Source organism: Pseudomonas guariconensis (genome assembly GCF_015680235.1).
In the GTDB taxonomy this organism is placed as follows: Bacteria; Pseudomonadota; Gammaproteobacteria; order Pseudomonadales; family Pseudomonadaceae; genus Aquipseudomonas; species Aquipseudomonas guariconensis_A.
In genome coordinates this window covers 35,233-55,909 of the sequence record NZ_JADLJL010000003.1, presented here as the reverse complement: position 1 = coordinate 55,909, position 20,677 = coordinate 35,233, and the positions used below count along the sequence as shown (strand labels likewise).

23 protein-coding genes are annotated in these 20,677 nt (G+C 64.1%); 22 read left to right on the top strand and 1 reads right to left on the bottom strand.

Annotated features, from left to right (window positions below; translation table 11 throughout):
• The first annotated feature begins 118 nt into the window (after positions 1-118).
• Positions 119-667: a glycine zipper 2TM domain-containing protein gene (locus tag IRZ56_RS03540; RefSeq protein ID WP_196143658.1), complete on the top strand. Its 549-nt coding sequence runs from the start codon at positions 119-121 to the stop codon at positions 665-667.
• A 187-nt stretch (positions 668-854) separates the two neighbouring features.
• Here IRZ56_RS03540 and suhB read toward each other — a convergent pair whose 3' ends face one another.
• Positions 855-1,673 (bottom strand): inositol-phosphate phosphatase, encoded by an 819-nt coding sequence (suhB, locus tag IRZ56_RS03535; protein WP_196143657.1) that lies wholly within the window; start codon positions 1,671-1,673, stop codon positions 855-857.
• A gap of 150 nt (positions 1,674-1,823) precedes the next feature.
• On the opposite strand from suhB, the gene trmJ reads away from it, so the two are divergent.
• From trmJ to IRZ56_RS03430, 21 genes are all read left to right on the top strand, one after another.
• Positions 1,824-2,594 (top strand): tRNA (cytosine(32)/uridine(32)-2'-O)-methyltransferase TrmJ, encoded by a 771-nt coding sequence (gene trmJ, locus IRZ56_RS03530; RefSeq protein WP_196143656.1) that lies wholly within the window; start codon positions 1,824-1,826, stop codon positions 2,592-2,594.
• 6 nt (positions 2,595-2,600) lie between these two features.
• Positions 2,601-3,386 carry a serine O-acetyltransferase gene (gene cysE, locus IRZ56_RS03525; protein WP_196143655.1) on the top strand — a complete coding sequence of 262 codons (786 nt, stop codon included), beginning with the start codon at positions 2,601-2,603 and terminating at the stop codon, positions 3,384-3,386.
• Between the two features lie 168 nt (positions 3,387-3,554).
• The gene (gene iscR / locus IRZ56_RS03520; RefSeq protein WP_084858491.1) at positions 3,555-4,046 is read left to right on the top strand and encodes a Fe-S cluster assembly transcriptional regulator IscR; all 492 of its coding nucleotides are present in this window, start codon (positions 3,555-3,557) and stop codon (positions 4,044-4,046) included.
• 42 nt (positions 4,047-4,088) lie between these two features.
• The gene (locus tag IRZ56_RS03515; RefSeq protein WP_084858490.1) at positions 4,089-5,303 is read left to right on the top strand and encodes an IscS subfamily cysteine desulfurase; all 1,215 of its coding nucleotides are present in this window, start codon (positions 4,089-4,091) and stop codon (positions 5,301-5,303) included.
• A gap of 46 nt (positions 5,304-5,349) precedes the next feature.
• Positions 5,350-5,736: a Fe-S cluster assembly scaffold IscU gene (iscU, locus tag IRZ56_RS03510; RefSeq protein ID WP_084858489.1), complete on the top strand. Its 387-nt coding sequence runs from the start codon at positions 5,350-5,352 to the stop codon at positions 5,734-5,736.
• Positions 5,737-5,775: 39 nt separating this feature from the next.
• Positions 5,776-6,099 (top strand): iron-sulfur cluster assembly protein IscA, encoded by a 324-nt coding sequence (gene iscA / locus IRZ56_RS03505; protein WP_084858488.1) that lies wholly within the window; start codon positions 5,776-5,778, stop codon positions 6,097-6,099.
• A gap of 8 nt (positions 6,100-6,107) precedes the next feature.
• Positions 6,108-6,629 (top strand): co-chaperone HscB, encoded by a 522-nt coding sequence (gene hscB, locus IRZ56_RS03500; RefSeq protein WP_196143654.1) that lies wholly within the window; start codon positions 6,108-6,110, stop codon positions 6,627-6,629.
• Between the two features lie 43 nt (positions 6,630-6,672).
• Positions 6,673-8,535, top strand: coding sequence for a Fe-S protein assembly chaperone HscA (hscA, locus tag IRZ56_RS03495; protein ID WP_196143653.1), 1,863 nt, complete (start codon positions 6,673-6,675; stop codon positions 8,533-8,535).
• A gap of 3 nt (positions 8,536-8,538) precedes the next feature.
• Positions 8,539-8,880, top strand: a complete 342-nt coding sequence (fdx, locus tag IRZ56_RS03490; RefSeq protein ID WP_134689986.1) for an ISC system 2Fe-2S type ferredoxin — start codon at positions 8,539-8,541, stop codon at positions 8,878-8,880.
• A gap of 9 nt (positions 8,881-8,889) precedes the next feature.
• A complete protein-coding gene (gene iscX, locus IRZ56_RS03485) occupies positions 8,890-9,090 on the top strand; it encodes a Fe-S cluster assembly protein IscX (protein ID WP_196143652.1) in 201 nt (66 codons plus the stop codon).
• Between the two features lie 87 nt (positions 9,091-9,177).
• The gene (gene ndk, locus IRZ56_RS03480; RefSeq protein WP_023382208.1) at positions 9,178-9,609 is read left to right on the top strand and encodes a nucleoside-diphosphate kinase; all 432 of its coding nucleotides are present in this window, start codon (positions 9,178-9,180) and stop codon (positions 9,607-9,609) included.
• 24 nt (positions 9,610-9,633) lie between these two features.
• On the top strand, positions 9,634-10,779 hold the full coding sequence (gene rlmN, locus IRZ56_RS03475; RefSeq protein ID WP_196143651.1) for a 23S rRNA (adenine(2503)-C(2))-methyltransferase RlmN: 1,146 nt from the start codon (positions 9,634-9,636) through the stop codon (positions 10,777-10,779).
• 12 nt (positions 10,780-10,791) lie between these two features.
• Positions 10,792-11,553, top strand: a complete 762-nt coding sequence (gene pilW / locus IRZ56_RS03470; RefSeq protein ID WP_196143650.1) for a type IV pilus biogenesis/stability protein PilW — start codon at positions 10,792-10,794, stop codon at positions 11,551-11,553.
• Positions 11,550-12,626, top strand: coding sequence for a RodZ domain-containing protein (locus IRZ56_RS03465; protein WP_196143649.1), 1,077 nt, complete (start codon positions 11,550-11,552; stop codon positions 12,624-12,626). The genes pilW and IRZ56_RS03465 overlap by 4 nt, the downstream gene beginning before the upstream one ends.
• A 3-nt stretch (positions 12,627-12,629) precedes the next feature.
• Positions 12,630-13,739: a flavodoxin-dependent (E)-4-hydroxy-3-methylbut-2-enyl-diphosphate synthase gene (ispG, locus tag IRZ56_RS03460; RefSeq protein ID WP_084854595.1), complete on the top strand. Its 1,110-nt coding sequence runs from the start codon at positions 12,630-12,632 to the stop codon at positions 13,737-13,739.
• Between the two features lie 24 nt (positions 13,740-13,763).
• Positions 13,764-15,053 carry a histidine--tRNA ligase gene (gene hisS, locus IRZ56_RS03455; RefSeq protein ID WP_196143648.1) on the top strand — a complete coding sequence of 430 codons (1,290 nt, stop codon included), beginning with the start codon at positions 13,764-13,766 and terminating at the stop codon, positions 15,051-15,053.
• Between the two features lie 40 nt (positions 15,054-15,093).
• The gene (locus IRZ56_RS03450) at positions 15,094-15,735 is read left to right on the top strand and encodes a tetratricopeptide repeat protein (RefSeq protein ID WP_196143647.1); all 642 of its coding nucleotides are present in this window, start codon (positions 15,094-15,096) and stop codon (positions 15,733-15,735) included.
• A 1-nt stretch (position 15,736) separates the two neighbouring features.
• Positions 15,737-16,879 (top strand): outer membrane protein assembly factor BamB, encoded by a 1,143-nt coding sequence (bamB, locus tag IRZ56_RS03445; RefSeq protein WP_196143646.1) that lies wholly within the window; start codon positions 15,737-15,739, stop codon positions 16,877-16,879.
• 117 nt (positions 16,880-16,996) lie between these two features.
• Positions 16,997-18,463, top strand: coding sequence for a ribosome biogenesis GTPase Der (gene der, locus IRZ56_RS03440; RefSeq protein WP_196143645.1), 1,467 nt, complete (start codon positions 16,997-16,999; stop codon positions 18,461-18,463).
• Positions 18,464-18,691: 228 nt separating this feature from the next.
• Positions 18,692-19,840, top strand: coding sequence for a pyridoxal phosphate-dependent aminotransferase (locus IRZ56_RS03435; RefSeq protein ID WP_196143644.1), 1,149 nt, complete (start codon positions 18,692-18,694; stop codon positions 19,838-19,840).
• Positions 19,828-20,619: an amidohydrolase gene (locus IRZ56_RS03430; RefSeq protein WP_196143643.1), complete on the top strand. Its 792-nt coding sequence runs from the start codon at positions 19,828-19,830 to the stop codon at positions 20,617-20,619. The genes IRZ56_RS03435 and IRZ56_RS03430 overlap by 13 nt, the downstream gene beginning before the upstream one ends.
• The last annotated feature ends 58 nt before the right edge of the window (positions 20,620-20,677 follow it).

The following is a 20,677-nucleotide window of genomic DNA, read 5'->3' as shown; positions in this document are numbered from 1 at the left end:
GCTGTTGCAGGCTGCCGTTTGGCGTGAAGAAAGGCGCGGGTATTGAACTCGCGCCTTTTTTTATGCTCCAAGGCTGGGAGAAGGCGGCTGATGCCGCGGGTACGATCAGGAGGTTCACGTGAATAAATCAATGCTTGTGGGTGCGGTGCTGGGTGCTGTCGGTGTGACCGCCGGAGGTGCTGTCGCAACCTACAGCTTGGTGAACAAAGGGCCGGAGTACGCCCAGGTTACGGACGTGCAGCCCATCAAGGAAACCATCAAGACCCCGCGCCAGGTGTGCAAGGACGTCACCGTGACGCGCCAGGCGCCGGTGAAGGACCAGCATCAGATCGCAGGTACCGTGGTCGGTGCCATTGCCGGCGGCCTGCTGGGCAACCAGATCGGCGGCGGCACCGGCAAGAAGATTGCCACCGTGGCCGGTGCGGTGGGTGGTGGTTACGCCGGCAACAAGGTGCAGGAGGGCATGCAGGAGCGTGACACCTATACCACGACGCAAACCCGCTGCAACACGGTCAATGACCTGAGCGAGAAGGTGGTCGGCTACAACGTGACTTATTCCATCGGCGACAAGGTTGGCCGCGTGAAGATGAACCACGAGCCGGGTTCGACCATTCCGTTGGACAAGAATGGCAACCTGGTCCTGAGCGAGAACCAGGCCGGGCAGTAAAACCGCGCTCTGCCGTTTTGTAGGAGCGGCCTTGCGCCGCGAAAGGGGCGCGAAGCGGCCCCAGGATCTGAGTCCCGGCAGAAATTGCCGGGGCTGCCTTGCAGCCCTTTCGCGGCACAAGGCCGCCTCCTGCAGGGCACAAAAAAAGCACCCCGAAGGGTGCTTTTTTTGTGCCTGTACGCAGCGCTTAGCGCTTCATGTACTCGGGCAGGTGCGGCTGGATGGCCGTCAGCACGGCCTTGAAGCACTTGATGTTGCCAGCGACGATGTGACCCTTCTCGAGGAAGTCGTGGCCACCATTGAAGTCGCTCACCAGGCCACCGGCTTCCTGGATCAGCAGCACGCCCGCAGCCATGTCCCACTCGGACAGGCCCGACTCCCAGAAGGCGTCGAAGCGGCCGGCAGCGACGTAGGCCAGGTCCAGGCTGGCGGCGCCGGCGCGGCGGATGCCGGCAGTCTGGCCGGTCAGTGCGCGGAACATGCCCAGGTAGTTGTCCAGGTCGGCCATCTGGTTGTCACGGAACGGGAAACCGGTACCCAGCAGGGCGCCTTCCAGGCTGGTGCGCGAGCTGACGCGCAGGCGACGGCCGTTGAGCTGGGCGCCGCGACCGCGGCTGGCGGTGAATTCTTCCTGGCGAACCGGGTCGACGATGACGGCGTGCTCGAGGCGGCCACGGTATTTGCAGGCGATGCTGACCGCAAAGTGAGGAACGCCACGCAGGAAGTTGGTGGTGCCGTCCAGTGGATCGATGATCCACAGGTAGTCCTTGCCTTCTTCACCGGTACCGGCGTGCAGGCCGGTTTCTTCACCCTGTATGGAGTGGTTCGGGTAGGCCTTGCGCAGGGCGTTGACGATGGTCTGCTCGGCGGCGCGGTCAACCTCGGACACGTAGTCCTTGGCTTCTTTCTCGTCGACTTTGATGCTGTCCAGGCGTTCGATGGAGCGGAAAATCAATTCACTGGCGCTGCGAGCGGCGCGCAGGGCGATATTCAGCATAGGCTGCATGGGCGTTTCACCTGGGATGTTAAAGAGGAAAGCCGCATAGTCTATCAGAAATCTGCTTCGGCAGAAGGGTGACATGTGCTTTCGTGGCGTTACGTCCGTCGCTTCTGTAAGATCGTTTGCCCCGTTATCCACATCCGTGAGCTCAACACCTTGTTGCAGAATATTCGTGTTGTTCTGGTCAATACCAGCCACCCCGGCAATATCGGCGGCGCTGCGCGTGCCATGAAAAACATGGGCCTGTCGCGCCTGGTGCTGGTCCAGCCTCTGGATTTCCCCGCCGTGGATGCCACGGCGCGCGCATCCGGCGCAGACGATGTGCTGGACAACGCCCAGGTGGTCGACAGCCTCGAAGAGGCATTGGTCGGCTGCAGCCTGGCGATCGGCACCAGTGCCCGCGAGCGCAGCATCCCCTGGCCGTTGCTCGACCCCCGTGAATGCGGTGCCAAGGTCGTCGAACACGCCGGTGCCGGTGAGGAGATCGCCCTCGTGTTCGGTCGCGAGCATGCTGGGCTGACCAACGAAGAGCTGCAGCGATGTCACTTCCACGTGCACATTCCTTCGAACCCCGACTTCAGTTCGCTGAACCTAGCCGCAGCGGTCCAGGTGCTCTCCTACGAGGTGCGCATGGCCTGGCTGGCGGCCGAGGGCGCGCCGACGAAGGTCGAGAAGTTCGAGGCCAACTCGCTGCGCAGCGGCGAGCTGGCGACCATGGACGAGATGGAGCTGTTCTACGAGCACCTGGAAAAAACCCTGGTGCAGATCGGCTTCCTTGACCCGGAGAAGCCCAAGCACCTGATGCCGCGCCTGCGTCGGCTCTATGGGCGCAGCTCGGTCAATCGTTCGGAAATGAGCATTTTGCGCGGCATCCTCACCGAGACCCAGAAAGTCGCACGGGGCGAGCCGCATAAGCGGAAGGACTAGAAAAAGATGTTCGAACGTCTGCGCGAAGATATCCAAAGCGTATTCCATCGCGACCCGGCGGCGCGCAATGCCTTCGAGGTGCTGACCTGCTACCCGGGCATGCATGCCATCTGGCTGCACCGTCTGGGCCATGCCCTGTGGGTGCGTGACTTCAAGTGGCTGGCGCGCCTGGTGTCGAATTTCGGTCGCTGGCTGACCGGCATCGAGATCCATCCCGGTGCCACCATCGGTCGGCGCTTCTTCATCGACCACGGCATGGGCATCGTCATCGGCGAGACCGCCGAGATCGGTGACGACGTCACCCTGTACCAGGGCGTGACCTTGGGCGGCACCAGCTGGAACAAAGGCAAGCGCCACCCGACCTTGGAAAACGGCGTGGTGGTCGGTGCCGGGGCCAAGGTTCTCGGCCCGTTCACCGTCGGTGCCGGGGCCAAGATCGGTTCCAACGCTGTGGTGACCAAGGCGGTGCCTGCCGGTGCCACGGCGGTGGGGATCCCCGGGCGGATCATCGTCAAGGCTGAAGATAACGAGGTCGAGGCCAAGCGCAAGGCCATGGCCGAGAAGATCGGCTTCGATGCCTACGGCGTCAGTGGCGACATGCCCGACCCGGTGGCCCGCGCCATCGGCCAGATGCTCGACCACCTGCAGGCGGTCGACGAACGGCTCGAGGGCATGTGCGGTGCGTTGACCAAGCTGGGCAGCGACTATTGCGGCAAGGAACTGCCGGCACTGCCCGAGGAAGACTTCGTCGAGGTCAAGCAAACCGCGCAGAGCGACACCCAGGCGCATTGATTACGGCGCGGTGAGATATGGGGCGTGTGCTCACGCCCCTGGTCTGTTAGACTCGCGCCCGCCTCCCCGATGCATACCCGACTAAAGCACTAGGTCTAATAGTTGACTTAAATGCTCGGGAATCGCATACTCGCACACATCCTGTAACTCCCGTGGTACCCAATAGCCATGCGACTGACTACCAAAGGCCGATATGCCGTGACCGCCATGCTTGACCTGGCGTTGCATGCGCAGCATGGGCCGGTGTCTTTGGCCGACATTTCCGAGCGCCAGGGCATTTCCCTTTCCTATCTGGAACAGCTGTTCGCCAAGCTGCGCCGTGGCAGCCTGGTTTCCAGCGTGCGCGGTCCGGGCGGCGGCTACCAGCTGTCGCGTGGCATGGAAACCATCCAGGTGGCCCAGGTCATCGACGCGGTCAACGAATCGGTCGATGCCACCCGTTGCCAGGGCCTGGGGGACTGTCACGCCGGCGATACCTGCCTGACCCACCACTTGTGGTGCGACCTCAGCCAGCAGATCCACGAGTTCCTCAGCGGCATCAGCCTGGCCGATCTGGTCGAGCGCCGCGAGGTGCAGGAAGTCGCCCATCGCCAGGACCTGCGCCGCGTCTCGGGCCGTACCGCCCGGATGGACAAGATTGAGACGTCCGCCGTCGACTGATAGCAGCGACGAGCGACGCCACCGCCTGATAGGAGATACCCAATGAAGTTGCCGATCTACCTCGATTACTCCGCGACCACTCCGGTCGATCCGCGCGTCGCCCAGAAGATGGCCGACTGCCTGCTGGTCGACGGGAACTTCGGTAACCCGGCCTCGCGTTCCCACGTGTTCGGCTGGAAGGCCGAGGAAGCCGTCGAAAACGGTCGTCGCCAGGTTGCCGAGCTGATCAACGCCGACCCGCGCGAGATCGTCTGGACCAGCGGTGCCACCGAGTCCGACAACCTCGCCCTCAAGGGCGTGGCGCACTTCTATCAGACCAAGGGCAAGCACATCATCACCTCCAAGATCGAGCACAAGGCGGTCCTGGACACCGCTCGCCAGCTCGAGCGCGAAGGTTTCGAAGTCACCTACCTCGAGCCCGGCGAAGACGGCATCGTCACCCCGGCCATGGTCGAGGCGGCCCTGCGCGAAGACACCATCCTGGTCTCGCTGATGCACGTGAACAACGAAGTCGGCTCGATCAACGACATTGCCGCCATCGGTGAACTGACCCGCTCGCGCGGCGTGCTGTTCCACGTCGATGCCGCCCAGTCCGCCGGCAAGGTCGAGATCGACCTGCAGAAGCTGAAGGTCGACCTGATGTCGTTCTCGGCGCACAAGGTCTATGGCCCGAAAGGCATCGGCGCGCTGTACGTCAGCCGCAAGCCGCGCGTACGCCTGGAAGCCATCATCCACGGCGGTGGCCATGAGCGCGGTATGCGTTCGGGCACCCTGCCGACCCACCAGATCGTCGGCATGGGCGAGGCCTTCGCCATCGCCAAGCAGGAAATGGCCGCCGAGAACGTGCGCATCAAGGCCCTGAGCGACCGCTTCTTCGAACAGGTTTCCAACCTCGAAGAGCTGTACGTCAACGGCAGCCGCACTGCCCGCGTGCCGCACAACCTGAACCTGAGCTTCAACTACGTCGAAGGCGAGTCGCTGCTGATGTCGCTCAAGGACATCGCCGTATCGTCCGGCTCGGCCTGCACCTCCGCTTCGCTCGAGCCGTCCTACGTGCTGCGCGCCCTGGGCCGCAACGACGAGCTGGCGCACAGCTCGATCCGCTTCTCCTTCGGCCGCTTCACCACCGAGGAAGAAGTCGATTACGCCGCGCAGAAAGTCTGCGAGGCGGTGAACAAACTGCGCGAATTGTCGCCGCTGTGGGACATGTACAAAGACGGCGTCGACATCTCCAAGATCGAGTGGGCCGCCCACTAAGCAGTCGCCAGCAAGAGCGGCTCCCTGATGAGGAAGGAATTGCACCATGGCATACAGTGAAAAGGTCATCGACCACTACGAAAACCCGCGCAACGTCGGCAAGATGAACGCCGACGACCCGGATGTCGGTACCGGCATGGTCGGCGCGCCGGCCTGCGGCGACGTCATGCGCCTGCAGATCAAGGTCAACGAGCAGGGCATCATCGAAGATGCCAAGTTCAAGACCTACGGCTGTGGCTCGGCCATTGCCTCCAGCTCCCTGGCCACCGAGTGGATGAAGGGCAAGACCCTGGACGAAGCCGAGACCATCAAGAACACCCAGTTGGCCGAAGAACTGGCGTTGCCGCCGGTCAAGATCCACTGCTCGGTACTCGCCGAAGATGCCATCAAGGCTGCTGTGCGCGACTACAAGCAGAAGAAAGGCTTGGTCTAAGACGCTTGTGCGCTAACTGAAGTTGAGGAAAGAGTTCCGATGGCTATCAGCATGACAGAAGCCGCCGCCAACCACGTGCGGCGTTCCCTCGAAGGGCGCGGCAAGGGCGAGGGCATTCGCCTGGGCGTGCGCACCACCGGCTGCTCGGGCCTGGCCTACGTGTTGGAGTTCGTCGATGAAGTGGCGGCCGAAGACCAAGTCTTCGAGAACCACGGCGTGAAGGTCATCATCGACCCCAAGAGCCTGGTCTACCTCGACGGCACCGAGCTGGACTTCGTCAAGGAAGGGTTGAACGAAGGCTTCAAGTTCAACAACCCCAACGTGCGCGGTGAATGTGGCTGCGGCGAAAGCTTCAATGTCTGAGGCTTGACGTGGGTACTCCTTGCCATTTCGCCCTGTTTGACCTGCAGCCCGGTTTCCGCCTGGACCTCGACAAGCTGGCCACGCGCTATCGCGAGCTGGCCCGTGAGGTCCATCCGGACCGCTTCGCCGATGCCTCCGAGCGCGAACAGCGTGTCGCGCTGGAGAAGTCCGCGGCTCTCAACGAGGCCTATCAGACCCTGCGCAGCGCCCCGCGGCGTGCCCGCTACCTGCTGGCCATCGGTGGCCACGAAGTGCCCCAGGAAATCACCGTCCACGACCCGGACTTCCTGCTGCAGCAGATGCAGTGGCGCGAAGAGCTCGAAGAGCTGCAGGACGAAGCCGACCTCGACGGTGTCGCTGTCTTCAAGAAGCGCCTGAAAGCCGCCCAGGAGACGTTGAACGAGGATTTCGCCGCCTGCTGGGACGTGGCTGCCGAGCGTGACAGGGCAGAGCGCCTGATGCGCCGCATGCAGTTTCTCGACAAGCTCGCCCAGGAAGTGCGCCAACTCGAAGAGCGCCTCGACGATTAACCCCGGCGTTGCACGTGACGACGCCTAAGGTACTCAGATAAGCATGGCCCTACTGCAGATCGCCGAACCCGGTCAAAGCCCCCAGCCACACCAGCGCCGCCTGGCAGTGGGGATTGACCTGGGCACCACCAATTCCCTGGTCGCTGCCGTGCGCAGCGGTCGCAGCGAGCCGCTGCCCGATGCACAAGGTAATGTCATTCTGCCTTCGGCGGTACGTTACCTCGACAGCGGCATCGACGTAGGCCTGGCTGCCCGCGAGGCGGCCTCCAGCGACCCGCTGAATACCGTCCTGTCGGTCAAGCGCCTGATGGGGCGTGGCCTGGCCGATGTCAAACAACTGGGCGAGCAGCTGCCGTACCGCTTCGTCGGTGGCGAGTCGCACATGCCGTTCATCGACACCGTCCAGGGGCCAAAGAGCCCGGTGGAAGTGTCCGCCGACATCCTCAAGGTGTTGCGCCAGCGTGCCGAGGAAACGCTCGGTGGCGAGCTGGTGGGTGCGGTGATCACCGTGCCGGCCTATTTCGACGACGCCCAGCGCCAAGCTACCAAGGACGCCGCGCGCCTGGCCGGCCTCAACGTGTTGCGCCTGCTCAACGAGCCGACCGCGGCCGCCGTTGCTTATGGCCTGGACGAGAAAGCCGAAGGTGTGGTGGCCATCTATGACCTGGGTGGCGGCACGTTCGATATTTCCATTCTGCGCCTGACCGCGGGCGTGTTCGAAGTACTGGCCACCGGTGGCGACACCGCCCTGGGCGGCGACGACTTCGACCACGCCATCGCCGGCTGGATCGTCGAGCAGGCCGGGCTGTCGTCCGACCTCGACCCCTCCGCCCAACGCCAACTGCTGCAGGCCGCCTGCGCCGCCAAGGAAGCCCTGACCGACGCCGACGTGGTCAGCGTGCGCCACGGCGCCTGGCAGGGCGAGCTGACCCGCGCCGGTTTCGAGGCCCTGATCGAGCCCTTGATCGCCCGCAGCCTGAAGGCCTGCCGCCGCGCCGTTCGCGACAGCGGCGTCGAGCTCGAAGAGGTCGGCGCCGTGGTGATGGTTGGCGGCTCCACCCGCGTCCCGCGTGTACGGGAGGCGGTAGGTGGGCTGTTCGGCCGTACCCCGCTGACCTCGATCGACCCGGACCAGGTGGTAGCCATCGGCGCCGCGATCCAGGCCGATACGTTGGCCGGCAACCGCCGCGAGGGTGGCGAATTGTTGTTGCTGGACGTCATCCCGCTGTCCCTGGGGCTCGAGACCATGGGCGGGCTGATGGAAAAGGTGATCCCGCGCAATACCACCATCCCGGTGGCCCGCGCCCAGGAGTTCACCACTTATAAAGATGGCCAGTCGGCCATGATGATCCACGTCCTGCAGGGCGAGCGCGAGCTGATCAGCGACTGCCGTTCCCTGGCGCGTTTCGAACTGCGCGGCATTCCGGCCATGGTCGCTGGTGCTGCGAAGATCCGCGTCACCTTCCAGGTCGATGCCGACGGCCTGCTCAGCGTGTCGGCCCGCGAACTGGGCTCGGGCGTGGAATCGAGCATCCAGGTCAAGCCGTCCTACGGCCTGACCGATGGCGAAATCGCCCGCATGCTCAAGGACTCCTTCGAGCACGCCGGCTCCGACAAGCAGGCTCGCCAGCTGCGCGAGCACCAGGTCGACGGCGAGCGGCTGCTCGAGGCCGTGCAGGGCGCCCTGGATGCCGACGGCGAGCGTTTGCTCAGTGCCGAGGAGCGCGAGGCGATCGAGTTCCAGATGCAAGAATTGCGTGATTTGCTCACCGGCACCGATGGCGCGGCCATCGAGCAGCAGACCAAGCGTCTGTCGCAGGTGACCGATGCTTTTGCCGCCCGTCGCCTTGATTCGACGGTCAAAGCCGCACTGGCCGGGCGCAACCTGAATGAGATCGAGGAGTAACCGATGCCCCAGGTGATTTTCCTGCCGCACGAGAAGTTCTGCCCGGATGGGCTGGTGGTAGAGGTGGAGCCAGGCACCAACATCCTGGAATTGGCCCACGAGCATCACATCGAGATGGAAAGCGCCTGCGGTGGCGTTTGCGCCTGCACCACCTGCCACTGCATCGTCCGCGAGGGTTTCGACTCGCTGGAAGAGGCCGATGAGCTGGAAGAGGATATGCTGGACAAGGCCTGGGGCCTGGAAGCGCAATCGCGCCTGGCCTGCCAGGTGATCGTCGGCGATGAAGACCTGACGATCGAAATCCCCAAATACTCGCTCAACCACGCCGCCGAAGCGCCGCACTGAGGTTCCAGCATGAGCCTGAAATGGATTGATGTACTTGAGATCGCCATCCAGCTTGCGCAAAGCAAGCCGGAGGTCGATCCTCGTTATGTGAATTTCGTCGATCTGCACCGCTGGGTGCTGGCCTTGCCAGAATTCAGCGACGATCCGTCACGCGGCGGTGAGAAAGTGCTCGAGGCCATCCAGGCGGCCTGGATCGAAGAAGCCGACTGAGCGTCACCTGCAGGTTAGGCAATCCCCTGGAACCCGCGTATAATTCGCGGGTTTAATTTTTCGCAACACTCAATTTTGGAGTTATCCATGGCTGTTCAACGTACCTTCTCCATCATCAAGCCTGACGCCGTTGCCAAGAACGTCATCGGCGAGATCACCACTCGCTTCGAAAAAGCCGGCCTGCGCGTCGTCGCTTCGAAGATGAAGCAACTGTCCAAGGCCGAGGCCGAAGGCTTCTACGCTGAGCACAAAGAGCGCGGCTTCTTCGCCGACCTGGTTGCCTTCATGACTTCCGGCCCGGTCATCGTTCAGGTTCTGGAAGGCGAAAACGCCGTCCTGGCCAACCGTGAGCTGATGGGCGCCACCAACCCGAAAGAAGCTGCTGCCGGCACCATCCGCGCCGACTTCGCCGTTTCCATCGACGAGAACGCTGTTCACGGTTCCGACTCGGAAGCTTCGGCTGCCCGCGAAATCGCTTACTTCTTCTCCGCTACCGAGCTGTGCGACCGCATTCGCTAAGCGAAGCAGGTCTTGGGTGATTCCATGAGTGACATGACTGGCAAGATCAACCTGTTGGGCCTGACCCTGCAGGAAATGGAAAAATTCTTCGAGTCCATCGGAGAGAAGCGTTTTCGTGCCGGTCAGGTCATGAAATGGATTCACCACTTTGGCGTCGATGATTTCGCCGCCATGACCAATGTCGGCAAGGCCTTGCGCGAAAAGCTCGAGGCCGTTGCCGAGATTCGGGGCCCGGAGGTGGTCAGCGAAGACATTTCCGCCGACGGTACCCGCAAGTGGGTGGTCCGCGTTGCCTCCGGCAGCTGCGTCGAGACCGTCTACATCCCCACCGACGACCGCGGCACCCTGTGCGTCTCGTCGCAAGCCGGCTGCGCCCTGGACTGCAGTTTCTGCTCCACCGGCAAGCAGGGCTTCAACAGCAACCTCACCGCCGCCGAAGTGATCGGCCAGGTGTGGCTTGCCAACAAATCCTTCGGTACCGTCCCGGCCAAGATCGACCGCGCCATCACCAACGTGGTCATGATGGGCATGGGCGAACCGCTTTTGAATTTCGACAATGTCATCGCCGCCATGAAGATCATGATGGAAGATCTGGGCTATGGCATTTCCAAGCGCCGCGTCACGCTGTCCACCTCGGGCGTGGTGCCGATGATCGACGAACTGGCCAAGCACATCGACGTGTCGCTTGCGCTGTCGCTGCACGCACCGAACGACGAGCTGCGTAACCAGCTGGTTCCGATCAACAAGAAATACCCGCTCAAGGTCCTGCTGGACTCCTGCATGCGCTACATGTCCACCCTCGGGGGCAAGCGCGTGCTGACCGTCGAGTACACTCTGCTCAAGGACGTCAACGACCAGCCCGAGCATGCGGCCCAGATGATCGAGCTGCTGCGCGACGTGCCGTGCAAGATCAACCTGATCCCGTTCAACCCGTTCCCGCATTCGGGCTACGAACGGCCGAGCAACAACGCTATCCGTCGTTTCCAGGACCTGCTGCACCACGGTGGTTTCAACGTCACCACCCGTACCACCCGCGGCGAAGACATCGACGCTGCCTGTGGCCAGTTGGTGGGCCAGGTCATGGACCGTACCCGTCGTAGCGAGCGCTACATCGCCGTGCGTCAGTTGAACGCCGAGGCGGAGCTCCAAGACAACGCCGTGCGCCACTGACAGGACCCGGCCATGACCCTGCGCACTGCGCTGTCGATCCTGACGCTTACGCTGCTGGCCGGCTGCGTGTCCGGTGGTGCGGGTGATCCACTGGCCAGTCGCCAGGGGCGGGCGGACGCAGGGCGGGCCTACGTGCAGTTGGGCCTGGGTTATTTGCAACAAGGTTTGACCGGGCAGGCCAAGGCGCCGCTGATCAAGGCCCTGGCCCTCGACGGCAACGACGCCGATGCCCACGCCGCCCTGGCCCTGGTATTCCAGGCCGAAGGCGAGCCGGCCCTGGCCGAGACGCACTTTCGCAAGGCTCTGTCGGCCCGCCCGAGCGATACACGAATTCGCAACAACTACGGCAGTTTCCTTTATGCTCAGGGGCAATTTCGCCAGGCCCAGCAGATGTTTCGCCAAGCCGCGGCCGATACCCTGTATCCTGAGCGCTCGCGGGTCTACGAGAACCTTGGCCTGGTCGCCCTGAAGCTCGAGCGTCGCGACCAGGCACGCGAGTACCTGGGCAAGGCTCTGCAACTTGACCCGCGGCAACCGAAAGCGTTGCTGGAAATGGCTGAGTTGTCCTACGAAAACAGGCATTATGTGCCGGCCCGGGACTACTACGATCGTTTCAGCCAGCTGAGCGACGCGAACGCCCGGAGCCTGCTGTTGGGCAGCCGCCTTGCCAGGGCCCTGGATGAGCCTGGCACCGTGGCCGAGCTGGGCCAGCAACTACAACGACTTTATCCCGGTACGCCGGAATATCAGCAATACCTGTCGGAGCAACGATGAAAGCCGCGCACCCCGAAGTAGCAGCAGCGACTCGCCAGAATCCCGGTGAGGTCTTGCGCCAGGCCCGCGAGAACCGGGCGTGGTCGCAAGCCGAGGTGGCCCGCAAGCTCAACCTCACGGTCAGTTCGTTGAACAACCTGGAAAACGGCGCCTTCGACAAGCTGCCGGGGCATACCTTCGCCCGCGGCTATATCCGTGCCTACGCCAAGCTGATGGACATGGACCAGGCACCGCTGGTCGAGGCCTTCGACCAATACACCGGCACCCATGCCAAGGGCAGCGAGGTCCATTCGCTGGGCCGCATCGAAGAGCCGGTGCGTCTTTCCCACAATATCCTGCGCGGTGTCAGCCTGTTGCTGCTGGTGGTCGTGGTCGGCGGCGGCTTCTTCTGGTGGCAGGACCAGAACAGCCTGCGCGGCAAGGACCTGGCCAAGATGGCCCTGGAGCACGTCGAGGTCGAGAGCGCCGACGGCACCACCCAGATCCACCCACTGGATGAGCCGGAAGACCAGGCCGTGACCGCAGGCCAGCAGCCCGAAGCCGCTGCGCTGCCGCTGGAGCAGGCTGAGAACGCCGCAGCGACAGAGGCAGGCAGCGCCAGCGAAACGCCGGCCGAAACGCCTGCGCCTGCCACCACGCCTGCGCCTGCCGTGCCTGCAGTAGCCCCGGCCGAACCTGCAGCCCCGGCGGCCTCGACGCCACCGGCTACCTCGGTCGCGCCCGTCGCCACCGCGCCAGCTGCTGCCGCGCCCGTTGCCCCGGCAACCCCGGCTTCACCCGTTGCCACTGCCGCCGCCAACACTCAGGCCACCCCGACAGAAATCCCCGCCGGCAGCGGCAAGGTACAGATCCAGTTCACCGCCGATTGCTGGACCCAGGTCACCGACGGCAACGGCAAGGTGCTGTTCAGCGCCATCAAGCGTAAGGGCGACAGCCTTGACCTGAGCGGCAAGCCGCCGTTCGCAGTGCGCCTGGGCTTCGCCCGCGGCGCCCAGGTCAGCTACAACGGCCAGGCGGTCGACGTAGCTCCGTTCACCAGTGGCGAGACCGCTCGCCTGAAGTTGGGACAGTAAGTCATGCACGGCGAATCTCCGATCAAACGTCGCGAATCCCGGAAGATCTGGGTCGGCAATGTGCCGGTGGGCGGTGATGCCCCCATCGCGGTGCAGAGCATGACCAACACCGACACCAATGATGTCGCGGCCACCGTGGCGCAGATCCAGCGCCTGGTCGATGCCGGTGTCGATATCGTCCGCGTCTCGGTGCCGGACATGGACGCCGCCGAGGCGTTCGGCCGTATCAAGCAGCAGGTCAGCGTACCGCTGGTTGCCGACATCCACTTCGACTACCGCATTGCCCTGCGCGTGGCCGAGCTGGGCGTCGACTGCCTGCGCATCAACCCGGGCAACATCGGCCGCGAAGACCGCGTGCGCGCGGTGGTCGATGCTGCCCGTGACCGCGGCATCCCGATCCGCATCGGCGTCAACGCCGGCTCCCTGGAAAAGGACCTGCAAAAGAAATACGGCGAGCCGACCCCGGCTGCACTGGTGGAATCTGCCCTGCGCCACGTCGAGCACCTCGACCGCCTGGACTTCCAGGACTTCAAGGTGAGCGTCAAGGCCTCCGACGTGTTCATGGCCGTCGAAGCCTACCGCCTGCTGGCCAAGCAGATCGTCCAGCCCCTGCACCTGGGCATCACCGAAGCCGGTGGCCTGCGTTCGGGGACGGTGAAATCCGCCGTCGGCCTCGGTATGCTGCTGGCCGAAGGCATCGGCGATACCATCCGCATTTCCCTGGCTGCCGACCCGGTCGAGGAAGTGAAGGTCGGCTACGACATTCTCAAGTCGCTGCACCTGCGCTCGCGTGGCATCAACTTCATCGCCTGCCCGAGCTGCTCGCGGCAGAACTTCGATGTGGTCAAGACCATGAACGAGCTGGAAGGGCGCCTGGAAGACCTGTTGGTACCGATGGATGTGGCCGTGATCGGCTGCGTGGTCAACGGCCCGGGCGAAGCCAAGGAGTCCCATGTGGGCCTGACCGGCGGCACGCCGAACCTGGTCTACATCGATGGCAAGCCGTCGCAGAAGCTGACCAATGACAACCTGGTCGATGAGCTGGAAAAACTCATCCGCCAGAAAGCGGCCGAAAAGGCCGAGGCCGACGCGGCGCTGATCGCCCGTGGCTGATACCCAGATTCGTAAGGATTTTCCGTGAGCAAATCGCTGCAAGCCATCCGTGGCATGAACGACATCCTGCCCGAGCAGTCGCCGCTGTGGCGCTACTTCGAGGGCACCGTGGCCGGCCTGCTGGACACCTATGGCTACAGCCAGATCCGCACGCCGATCGTCGAGTTCACCGAGCTGTTCAAGCGCTCCATCGGTGAAGTCACCGACATCGTCGAAAAAGAGATGTACACCTTCGAGGACCGCAACGGCGACTCGCTGACCCTGCGCCCCGAAGGCACTGCAGCCTGCGTGCGCGCCGTGCTCGAGCATGGCATCACCGGCAACGGCCAGGTGCAGAAGCTCTGGTACATCGGCCAGATGTTCCGCCACGAGCGCCCGCAGAAAGGCCGCTACCGCCAGTTCCACCAGATCGGCGTCGAAGTGTTCAACCTGGAAGGGCCGGACGTCGATGCCGAACTGATCATGCTGACTTGGCGCCTGTGGGGCCTGCTGGGCATCCAGGACGCGGTCAAGCTCGAGCTCAATAGCCTGGGCACCAGCGAAGCCCGCGCGCGCTACCGCGACGCGCTGGTCGAATTCCTGTCGGCTCGCCTCGAGCAACTGGACGAAGACAGCCAGCGCCGGCTCAAGAGCAACCCGCTGCGCATCCTCGACAGCAAGGACCAGGGTACCCAGGCGGTACTGGTCGACGCACCGAAGCTCGAGGACTATCTGGACGAAGAGTCCCGCGTGCACTTCGAGGGCCTCAAGGCCCGCCTGGACGCCGCTGGCATTCCGTTCGTGATCAACACCAAGCTGGTTCGTGGCCTGGACTACTACAGCAAGACCGTGTTCGAGTGGGTCACCGACAAGCTCGGCGCCCAGGGCACCGTCTGCGCCGGTGGCCGCTACGACGGCCTGGTCGAGCAGATGGGTGGCAAGCCGACCCCGGGCGTGGGCTTCGCCATGGGCATCGAGCGCCTGATCCTGCTGCTCGAGACCCTGGGCAAGGTCCCCGAGTCCATCAGCCGTCAGATCGACGTGTACCTGTGCGCCTTCGGCGAGCAGGCCGAACTCGCTGGCCTGCGCCTGTCCGAAGCCCTGCGCGATCGCCTGTCGGGCCTGCGCCTGGCAGTCAACGCCGGTGGCGGCAGCTTCAAGAGCCAGTTCAAGAAGGCCGACAAGAGCGGGGCGCTGTTCGCCCTGATCCTCGGTGACGACGAGCTCGCGCAGCGCGTGGTCGGCGTTAAACCCCTGCGTGGCCAGGGCGAACAACAGAACATTGCCTGGGATGCTCTGGCCGAGCATCTGCAAGCCGCTCTCGCCCAGGCGTGAAGCGGACCAACCAGCCGAATTGCTGAAAAGGAGTATTGGGGTGTCGAGTACCGATGATGAAGGCCTGGCCGCAGCCAAGGACTGGTGGAACCGCAACGGCAAGCCGCTGCTGACCGGTGCCCTGCTGGCCGCCGCGGTGGTGATGGGCTGGCAGACCTGGCAGAAATACCAGACCAACCAGTCCCAGGGTGCCTCGGCGTTGTACCAGGCACTGCTGGAAACCAGCCTGACGCCGAGCGGCCAACCTGACGCGACCAAGGTCGCCGAGCTGTCCGGCAAGCTCAAGAGCGAGTTCGGTGGTTCGGCCTACGCCCAGTACGGCAGCCTCTTCGTGGCCAAGGTCGCGGTCGAGAGCGGCAAGCTGGACGATGCCGCCGCCGAGCTCAAGAGCGTGATGGACAAGCCAGCCGACGCCACCCTGGGCGAGATCTCGCGCCAGCGCCTGGCCCGCGTCCTGGCTGCCCAGGACAAGGCCGAAGAGGCCCTGAAGCTGCTCGATGGCGATACCGACAAGGCCTTCCAGGCCAGCCGCGAAGAGCTCAAGGGCGACCTGCTGGTTCAGCTGGGTCGCGCCGACGATGCCCACGGTGCCTATGAAAAAGCCAAGGCCGCGCTGTCTGACGACGCCGCGATCGGTGGCCTGCAACTGAAGCTGGATGACCTGGCCAAAGGGGACGCCTGACGTGATCGGTTGGAAACAAGCAGCAGTGCTGACCCTGGCCGTACTGGCCGCAGGTTGCAGCAGCAACAGCAAGAAGGAACTGCCCCCGGCCGAACTGACCAAGTTCACCGAGGAAGTGGTGCTCAAGAAACAGTGGAGCCGCTCGATCGGCGACGGCCAGGGCGAGACCTACAACACCCTGGTGCCGGCCATCGAGAACGACCGTATCTACGCCTCGGACGTCAACGGCCGGGTCATGGCCCTGGACCGCCTCAACGGCGACGTGGTGTGGAAGCAGGACCTGGACCTGCCGGTCTCCGGCGCTGTGGGCGTTGGCTACGGCCTGGTCATGCTCGGCACCCTCAAGGGGGAAGTGATCGCCCTGGATGCCAGCACCGGTGAAGAGCGCTGGCGTTCGCAGGTGACCAGCGAAGTGCTGGCACCACCGGCCAACAATGGCGACGTGGTTGTCGTGCAGACCCAGGACGATCGCCTGATTGGCCTGGATGCCGCGACCGGCGACCGCCTGTGGATCTACGAGAATACCCCGGCCGTGCTGACCCTGCGCGGCACTGGCGCGCCGATCGTGACCAACCGCCTGGCTGTTGCCGGCCTGTCCTCGGGCAAGGTTATCGCCGTGGATATCCGCAACGGCGTGCCGGTGTGGGAAAGCCGCGTGGCCATCCCGCAGGGCCGTTCCGAGCTGGACCGCGTGGTCGACATCGACGGCGGCCTGCTGCTGTCCGGTGGCACCCTCTATGTGAGCACCTACCAAGGCCGCGTCGCCGGCCTGGACCTGGAAAGCGGCCGTGTCATGTGGCAACGCGATGCGTCGAGCTACGTGGGTGTCGCCCAGGGCTTCGGCAACGTCTACGTCAGCGAGGCGTCGGGTACCGTCGAGAGCATCGACGAGCGTTCGTCCACCGCGCTGTGGAGCAACGACGCCATGGCGCGCCGCCAGCTGTCGGCACCGGAGGTGTTCTCCAGCTACGTGGCGGTGGGCGACTTCGAAGGCTACCTGCACTTGCTCAGCCAGGTCGATGGCCGCTTCGTCGGCCGCGAGAAGATCGACAGCGATGGCCTGCGCGCCCGGCCCCTGGTGGTCGGCGACACCATCTATGTCTTCGGCAACAGCGGCAAGCTCGAGGCATTGACCATCCGCTGAAGCTAAGCTTGAGATCGCATTCGGTCTCGAGCGGCGGCGCACGACGCGCCGCACGAACTCCGGCCGCTGCCTTGCAGCGGCCTTTGCATTTTCAAGAATTCAAGAGTGGAGAGCCGCATGGTTCCCGTAATCGCCCTGGTGGGACGGCCGAACGTCGGCAAATCCACCATGTTCAACCGCCTGACCAAGACCCGCGATGCCATCGTCGGTGACCTGTCGGGCCTGACCCGTGACCGCCAGTACGGCGATGCCACTTGGCAGGGTCGTTCCTACATCCTGATCGACACCGGCGGTATCACCGGTGACGAAGTGGGCATGGACGAGAAGATGGCCGAGCAGTCGCTGATGGCCATCGAGGAAGCCGACTATGTCCTGTTCCTGGTAGACGCCCGCGCCGGCATGACTGCCGCCGACCAGATGATCGCCGAGCATCTGCGCAAGCGGAACAAGGAAGCCATCCTGGTCGCCAACAAGATCGACAACATCGATGCGGACGTCGCCCGCGCGGAGTTCTCGCCCTTGGGCATGGGCAACGCCATTCCGGTGGCCGGCTCCCAGGGACGCGGTATCAACGCGCTGATGGAAGCCGTGCTCGGCCATATCCCGCGCGACAAGGTCGAGGAAGCCCTCGACGAGGAAGTCGCCGAAGGCGAGGAGGCCACGCGCATCCCTGGCCCGAGCGAGAAGGATGGCATCAAGATCGCCATCATTGGCCGCCCCAACGTCGGCAAGTCGACCCTGGTCAACCGCATGCTCGGCGAAGAGCGCGTGGTGGTGTACGACCAGCCGGGCACCACCCGCGACAGTATCTACATCCCGTTCGAGCGCGATGACGAGAAGTACACCTTCATCGACACCGCCGGGGTGCGCAAGCGCGGCAAGATCCACGAGGAAGTCGAGAAGTTCTCGGTGGTCAAGACGCTGCAGGCGATCAAGGACGCCAACGTGGTGATCTTCGTCATGGACGCCCGCGAAGGCGTGGTCGACCATGATTTGAACCTGCTGGGCTTCGCCCTGGAGGCGGGCCGCGCCATCGTCATCGCCTTGAACAAGTGGGACGGCATGGAGCCGGGCGAGCGCGACTACGTCAAGACCGAGTTGGAACGCCGGCTGTTCTTCGTCGACTTCGCCGACATCCACTTCATCTCCGCGCTGCACGGCACCGGCGTGGGCCACCTGTACAAGTCGGTGCAGGCCGCGTTCAAGTCGGCGGTCACCCGTTGGCCGACCAGCCGCCTGACCCAGATCCTCGAGGACGCCATCAGCGAGCACCAGCCGCCGATGGTCAACGGCCGCCGGATCAAGCTGCGCTATGCCCACCTCGGTGGCGCGAACCCGCCGCTGATCGTGATCCACGGCAACCAGACCGACAAGATCCCACGGTCCTACTCGCGCTACCTGGAAAACACCTACCGCCGGGTGCTCAAGCTGGTCGGCACGCCGATCCGCATCGAGTACAAGGGCAGCGACAACCCGTTCGAGGGCAAGAAGAACACCCTCACCGACCGCCAGGTCAACAAGAAGCGCCGCCTGATGTCGCACCACAAGAAGGCCGAGAAGAAGCGCAAGGACAAGCGCAAGTAAGCCTAGGCCACCGTACTGGGGCCGCTGTGCGGCCCTTTCGCGGCACAAGGCCGCTCCTACACAGGTCACGCGATCGCTGTAGGAGCGGCCTTGTGCCGCGAAAGGGGGGCGAAGCGCCCCTGGGGCCTAGCACTGTCCCATATTGTTTCAACCTTTTTCCTGACCGCTCGATCCGCTATGCTCGGCCTCTACCCCGTGCCGAATGCAGTGTTCAGGAAAGAGGGCGTCATGATCCGCAGCAAATTGCCGAACGTCGGCACGACCATCTTCACCACCATGTCGCAGTTGGCAGTGCAGACCGGTGCGCTCAATCTCTCCCAGGGCTTCCCCGACTTCGACGCGCCCCAGGCGCTGCTCGATGCCGTCTGCCGCCATGTGCTGGCAGGGCACAACCAGTATTCGCCGATGACCGGCCTGCCGGCGTTGCGCCAGCAGGTGGCGGCCAAGATCGCCCGCCTCTATGGCGCCAAGGTCGATGCCGACCAGGAAGTGACCATCACCCCCGGAGCCACCGAGGCAATCTTCTGCGCCATCCAGGCGGTGATCCAGGCTGGCGACGAGGTAATCGTCTTCGACCCCTCCTACGACAGCTACGAGCCGTCCGTTGAGCTGGCCGGTGGCCGCTGCGTGCATGTGCAGCTCACCGACGGCGATTTTCGTATCGACTGGCAAAAGTTCAGCGAGGCCCTGACCCCGCGCACGCGCATGGTCATCCTCAATTCACCGCACAACCCCAGTGGCGCGCTGATCAGCCGCGAGGACCTGGACCAACTGGCGCGGCTGATCGAAGGCCGGGATATCTACCTGGTCAGTGACGAGGTCTACGAGCACTTGGTCTACGACGGGGTGCGCCATGCCAGCGTGCTGGCCCATGAGCAGCTGTATGCCCGGGCGTTCGTGATCAGTTCGTTCGGCAAGACCTACCATGTCACCGGTTGGAAGACCGGCTATGTGGTCGCACCGCCAGCATTGAGCGTCGAGCTGCGCAAGGTCCACCAGTACGTCAACTTCTGCGGCGTGACCCCCTTGCAGTGTGCCCTGGCCGACTTCATGGCCGAACACCCGGAGCACCTCGACGAGCTGCCGGGCTTCTACCAGGCCAAGCGCGACCTGTTCTGCGACCTGCTGCAGGGCTCGCGTTTCAACTTCACCCGCACGCCGGGCACTTATTTCCAACTGGTGGACTATTCGCAGATCCGCCCGGACCTGGGTGACGTCGAGATGTCCCTGTGGCTGACCCGTGAGCATGGCGTGGCCACCATCCCGGTTTCGGTGTTCTACCAGCAACCCATTCCCGAGCAACGCCTGGTACGCCTGTGCTTTGCCAAACGCGAGGAGACGCTGCGTCAGGCAGCGGAAAGACTATGCGCGATCTGAGTGAACTGCCCAACCTGAAAGTCGCCCTGGTACAGACGACGTTGGCCTGGCATGACCGCGAGGCCAACTACGCCCACTTCGAGGAACTGCTGGCGCAGGTCGAGGGTGCGGACCTGGTGATTCTTCCCGAGATGTTCACCACGGGTTTTTCCATGGAGTCGGAGCGCCTGGCCGAACCTGAGAACGGCCCGACCTACAAGTGGCTCAAGGCCCAGGCGAAAAAGCATGACGTGGTGATCACCGGTAGCGTGATCATCCAGGCCGCTGATGGCAGCCACCGCAACCGCCTGCTCTGGGCCCGGCCCGATGGCGAGATCCTGCACTACGACAAGCGCCACCTGTTCCGCATGGCCGGCGAGCACAAGCACTACACCCCAGGCGAGCGCCAGGTGCAGTTCGAACTCAAGGGCTGGCGGGTGCGCCCGCTGATCTGCTACGACCTGCGCTTCCCGGTGTGGAGCCGCGACGCACAGGATACCGACCTGCTGCTGTATACCGCCAACTGGCCGGCCGCGCGTCGCCAGCACTGGAACCGGCTGTTGCCGGCGCGGGGCATCGAGAACCTGTGCTTCGTGGCGGCGGTGAACCGGGTGGGCACCGATGGCAAGGGCTTTGCCTATTCGGGCGACAGCCAGGTACTGGACTTCCAGGGAGAGAGCCTGCTCAGCGCAGGCGAGGCCGACGGGGTGTTCACCGTGGTGCTGCGTGCGGCGGAGCTGGCCGCCTACCGGGCGCGCTTCCCGGCCAACCTGGATGCCGATACCTTCGAGTTGCATTGAGACCCAGGGGCTGCTTCGCAGCCCATCGCGGCACAAGGCCGCTCCTACAGGGGATCGC

Bases quoted from the DNA above. Each gene is read 5' to 3' on its own strand.
- suhB (WP_196143657.1), bottom strand. From the start codon at position 1,673: ATGCAGCCTATGCTGAATATCGCCCTGCGCGCCGCTCGCAGCGCCAGT.
- cysE (WP_196143655.1), top strand. From the start codon at position 2,601: ATGTTCGAACGTCTGCGCGAAGATATCCAAAGCGTATTCCATCGCGAC.
- iscR (WP_084858491.1), top strand. From the start codon at position 3,555: ATGCGACTGACTACCAAAGGCCGATATGCCGTGACCGCCATGCTTGAC.
- IRZ56_RS03515 (WP_084858490.1), top strand. From the start codon at position 4,089: ATGAAGTTGCCGATCTACCTCGATTACTCCGCGACCACTCCGGTCGAT.
- iscU (WP_084858489.1), top strand. From the start codon at position 5,350: ATGGCATACAGTGAAAAGGTCATCGACCACTACGAAAACCCGCGCAAC.
- iscA (WP_084858488.1), top strand. From the start codon at position 5,776: ATGGCTATCAGCATGACAGAAGCCGCCGCCAACCACGTGCGGCGTTCC.
- hscA (WP_196143653.1), top strand. From the start codon at position 6,673: ATGGCCCTACTGCAGATCGCCGAACCCGGTCAAAGCCCCCAGCCACAC.
- fdx (WP_134689986.1), top strand. From the start codon at position 8,539: ATGCCCCAGGTGATTTTCCTGCCGCACGAGAAGTTCTGCCCGGATGGG.
- iscX (WP_196143652.1), top strand. From the start codon at position 8,890: ATGAGCCTGAAATGGATTGATGTACTTGAGATCGCCATCCAGCTTGCG.
- ndk (WP_023382208.1), top strand. From the start codon at position 9,178: ATGGCTGTTCAACGTACCTTCTCCATCATCAAGCCTGACGCCGTTGCC.
- rlmN (WP_196143651.1), top strand. From the start codon at position 9,634: ATGAGTGACATGACTGGCAAGATCAACCTGTTGGGCCTGACCCTGCAG.
- pilW (WP_196143650.1), top strand. From the start codon at position 10,792: ATGACCCTGCGCACTGCGCTGTCGATCCTGACGCTTACGCTGCTGGCC.
- IRZ56_RS03465 (WP_196143649.1), top strand. From the start codon at position 11,550: ATGAAAGCCGCGCACCCCGAAGTAGCAGCAGCGACTCGCCAGAATCCC.
- ispG (WP_084854595.1), top strand. From the start codon at position 12,630: ATGCACGGCGAATCTCCGATCAAACGTCGCGAATCCCGGAAGATCTGG.
- der (WP_196143645.1), top strand. From the start codon at position 16,997: ATGGTTCCCGTAATCGCCCTGGTGGGACGGCCGAACGTCGGCAAATCC.
- IRZ56_RS03435 (WP_196143644.1), top strand. From the start codon at position 18,692: ATGATCCGCAGCAAATTGCCGAACGTCGGCACGACCATCTTCACCACC.
- IRZ56_RS03430 (WP_196143643.1), top strand. From the start codon at position 19,828: ATGCGCGATCTGAGTGAACTGCCCAACCTGAAAGTCGCCCTGGTACAG.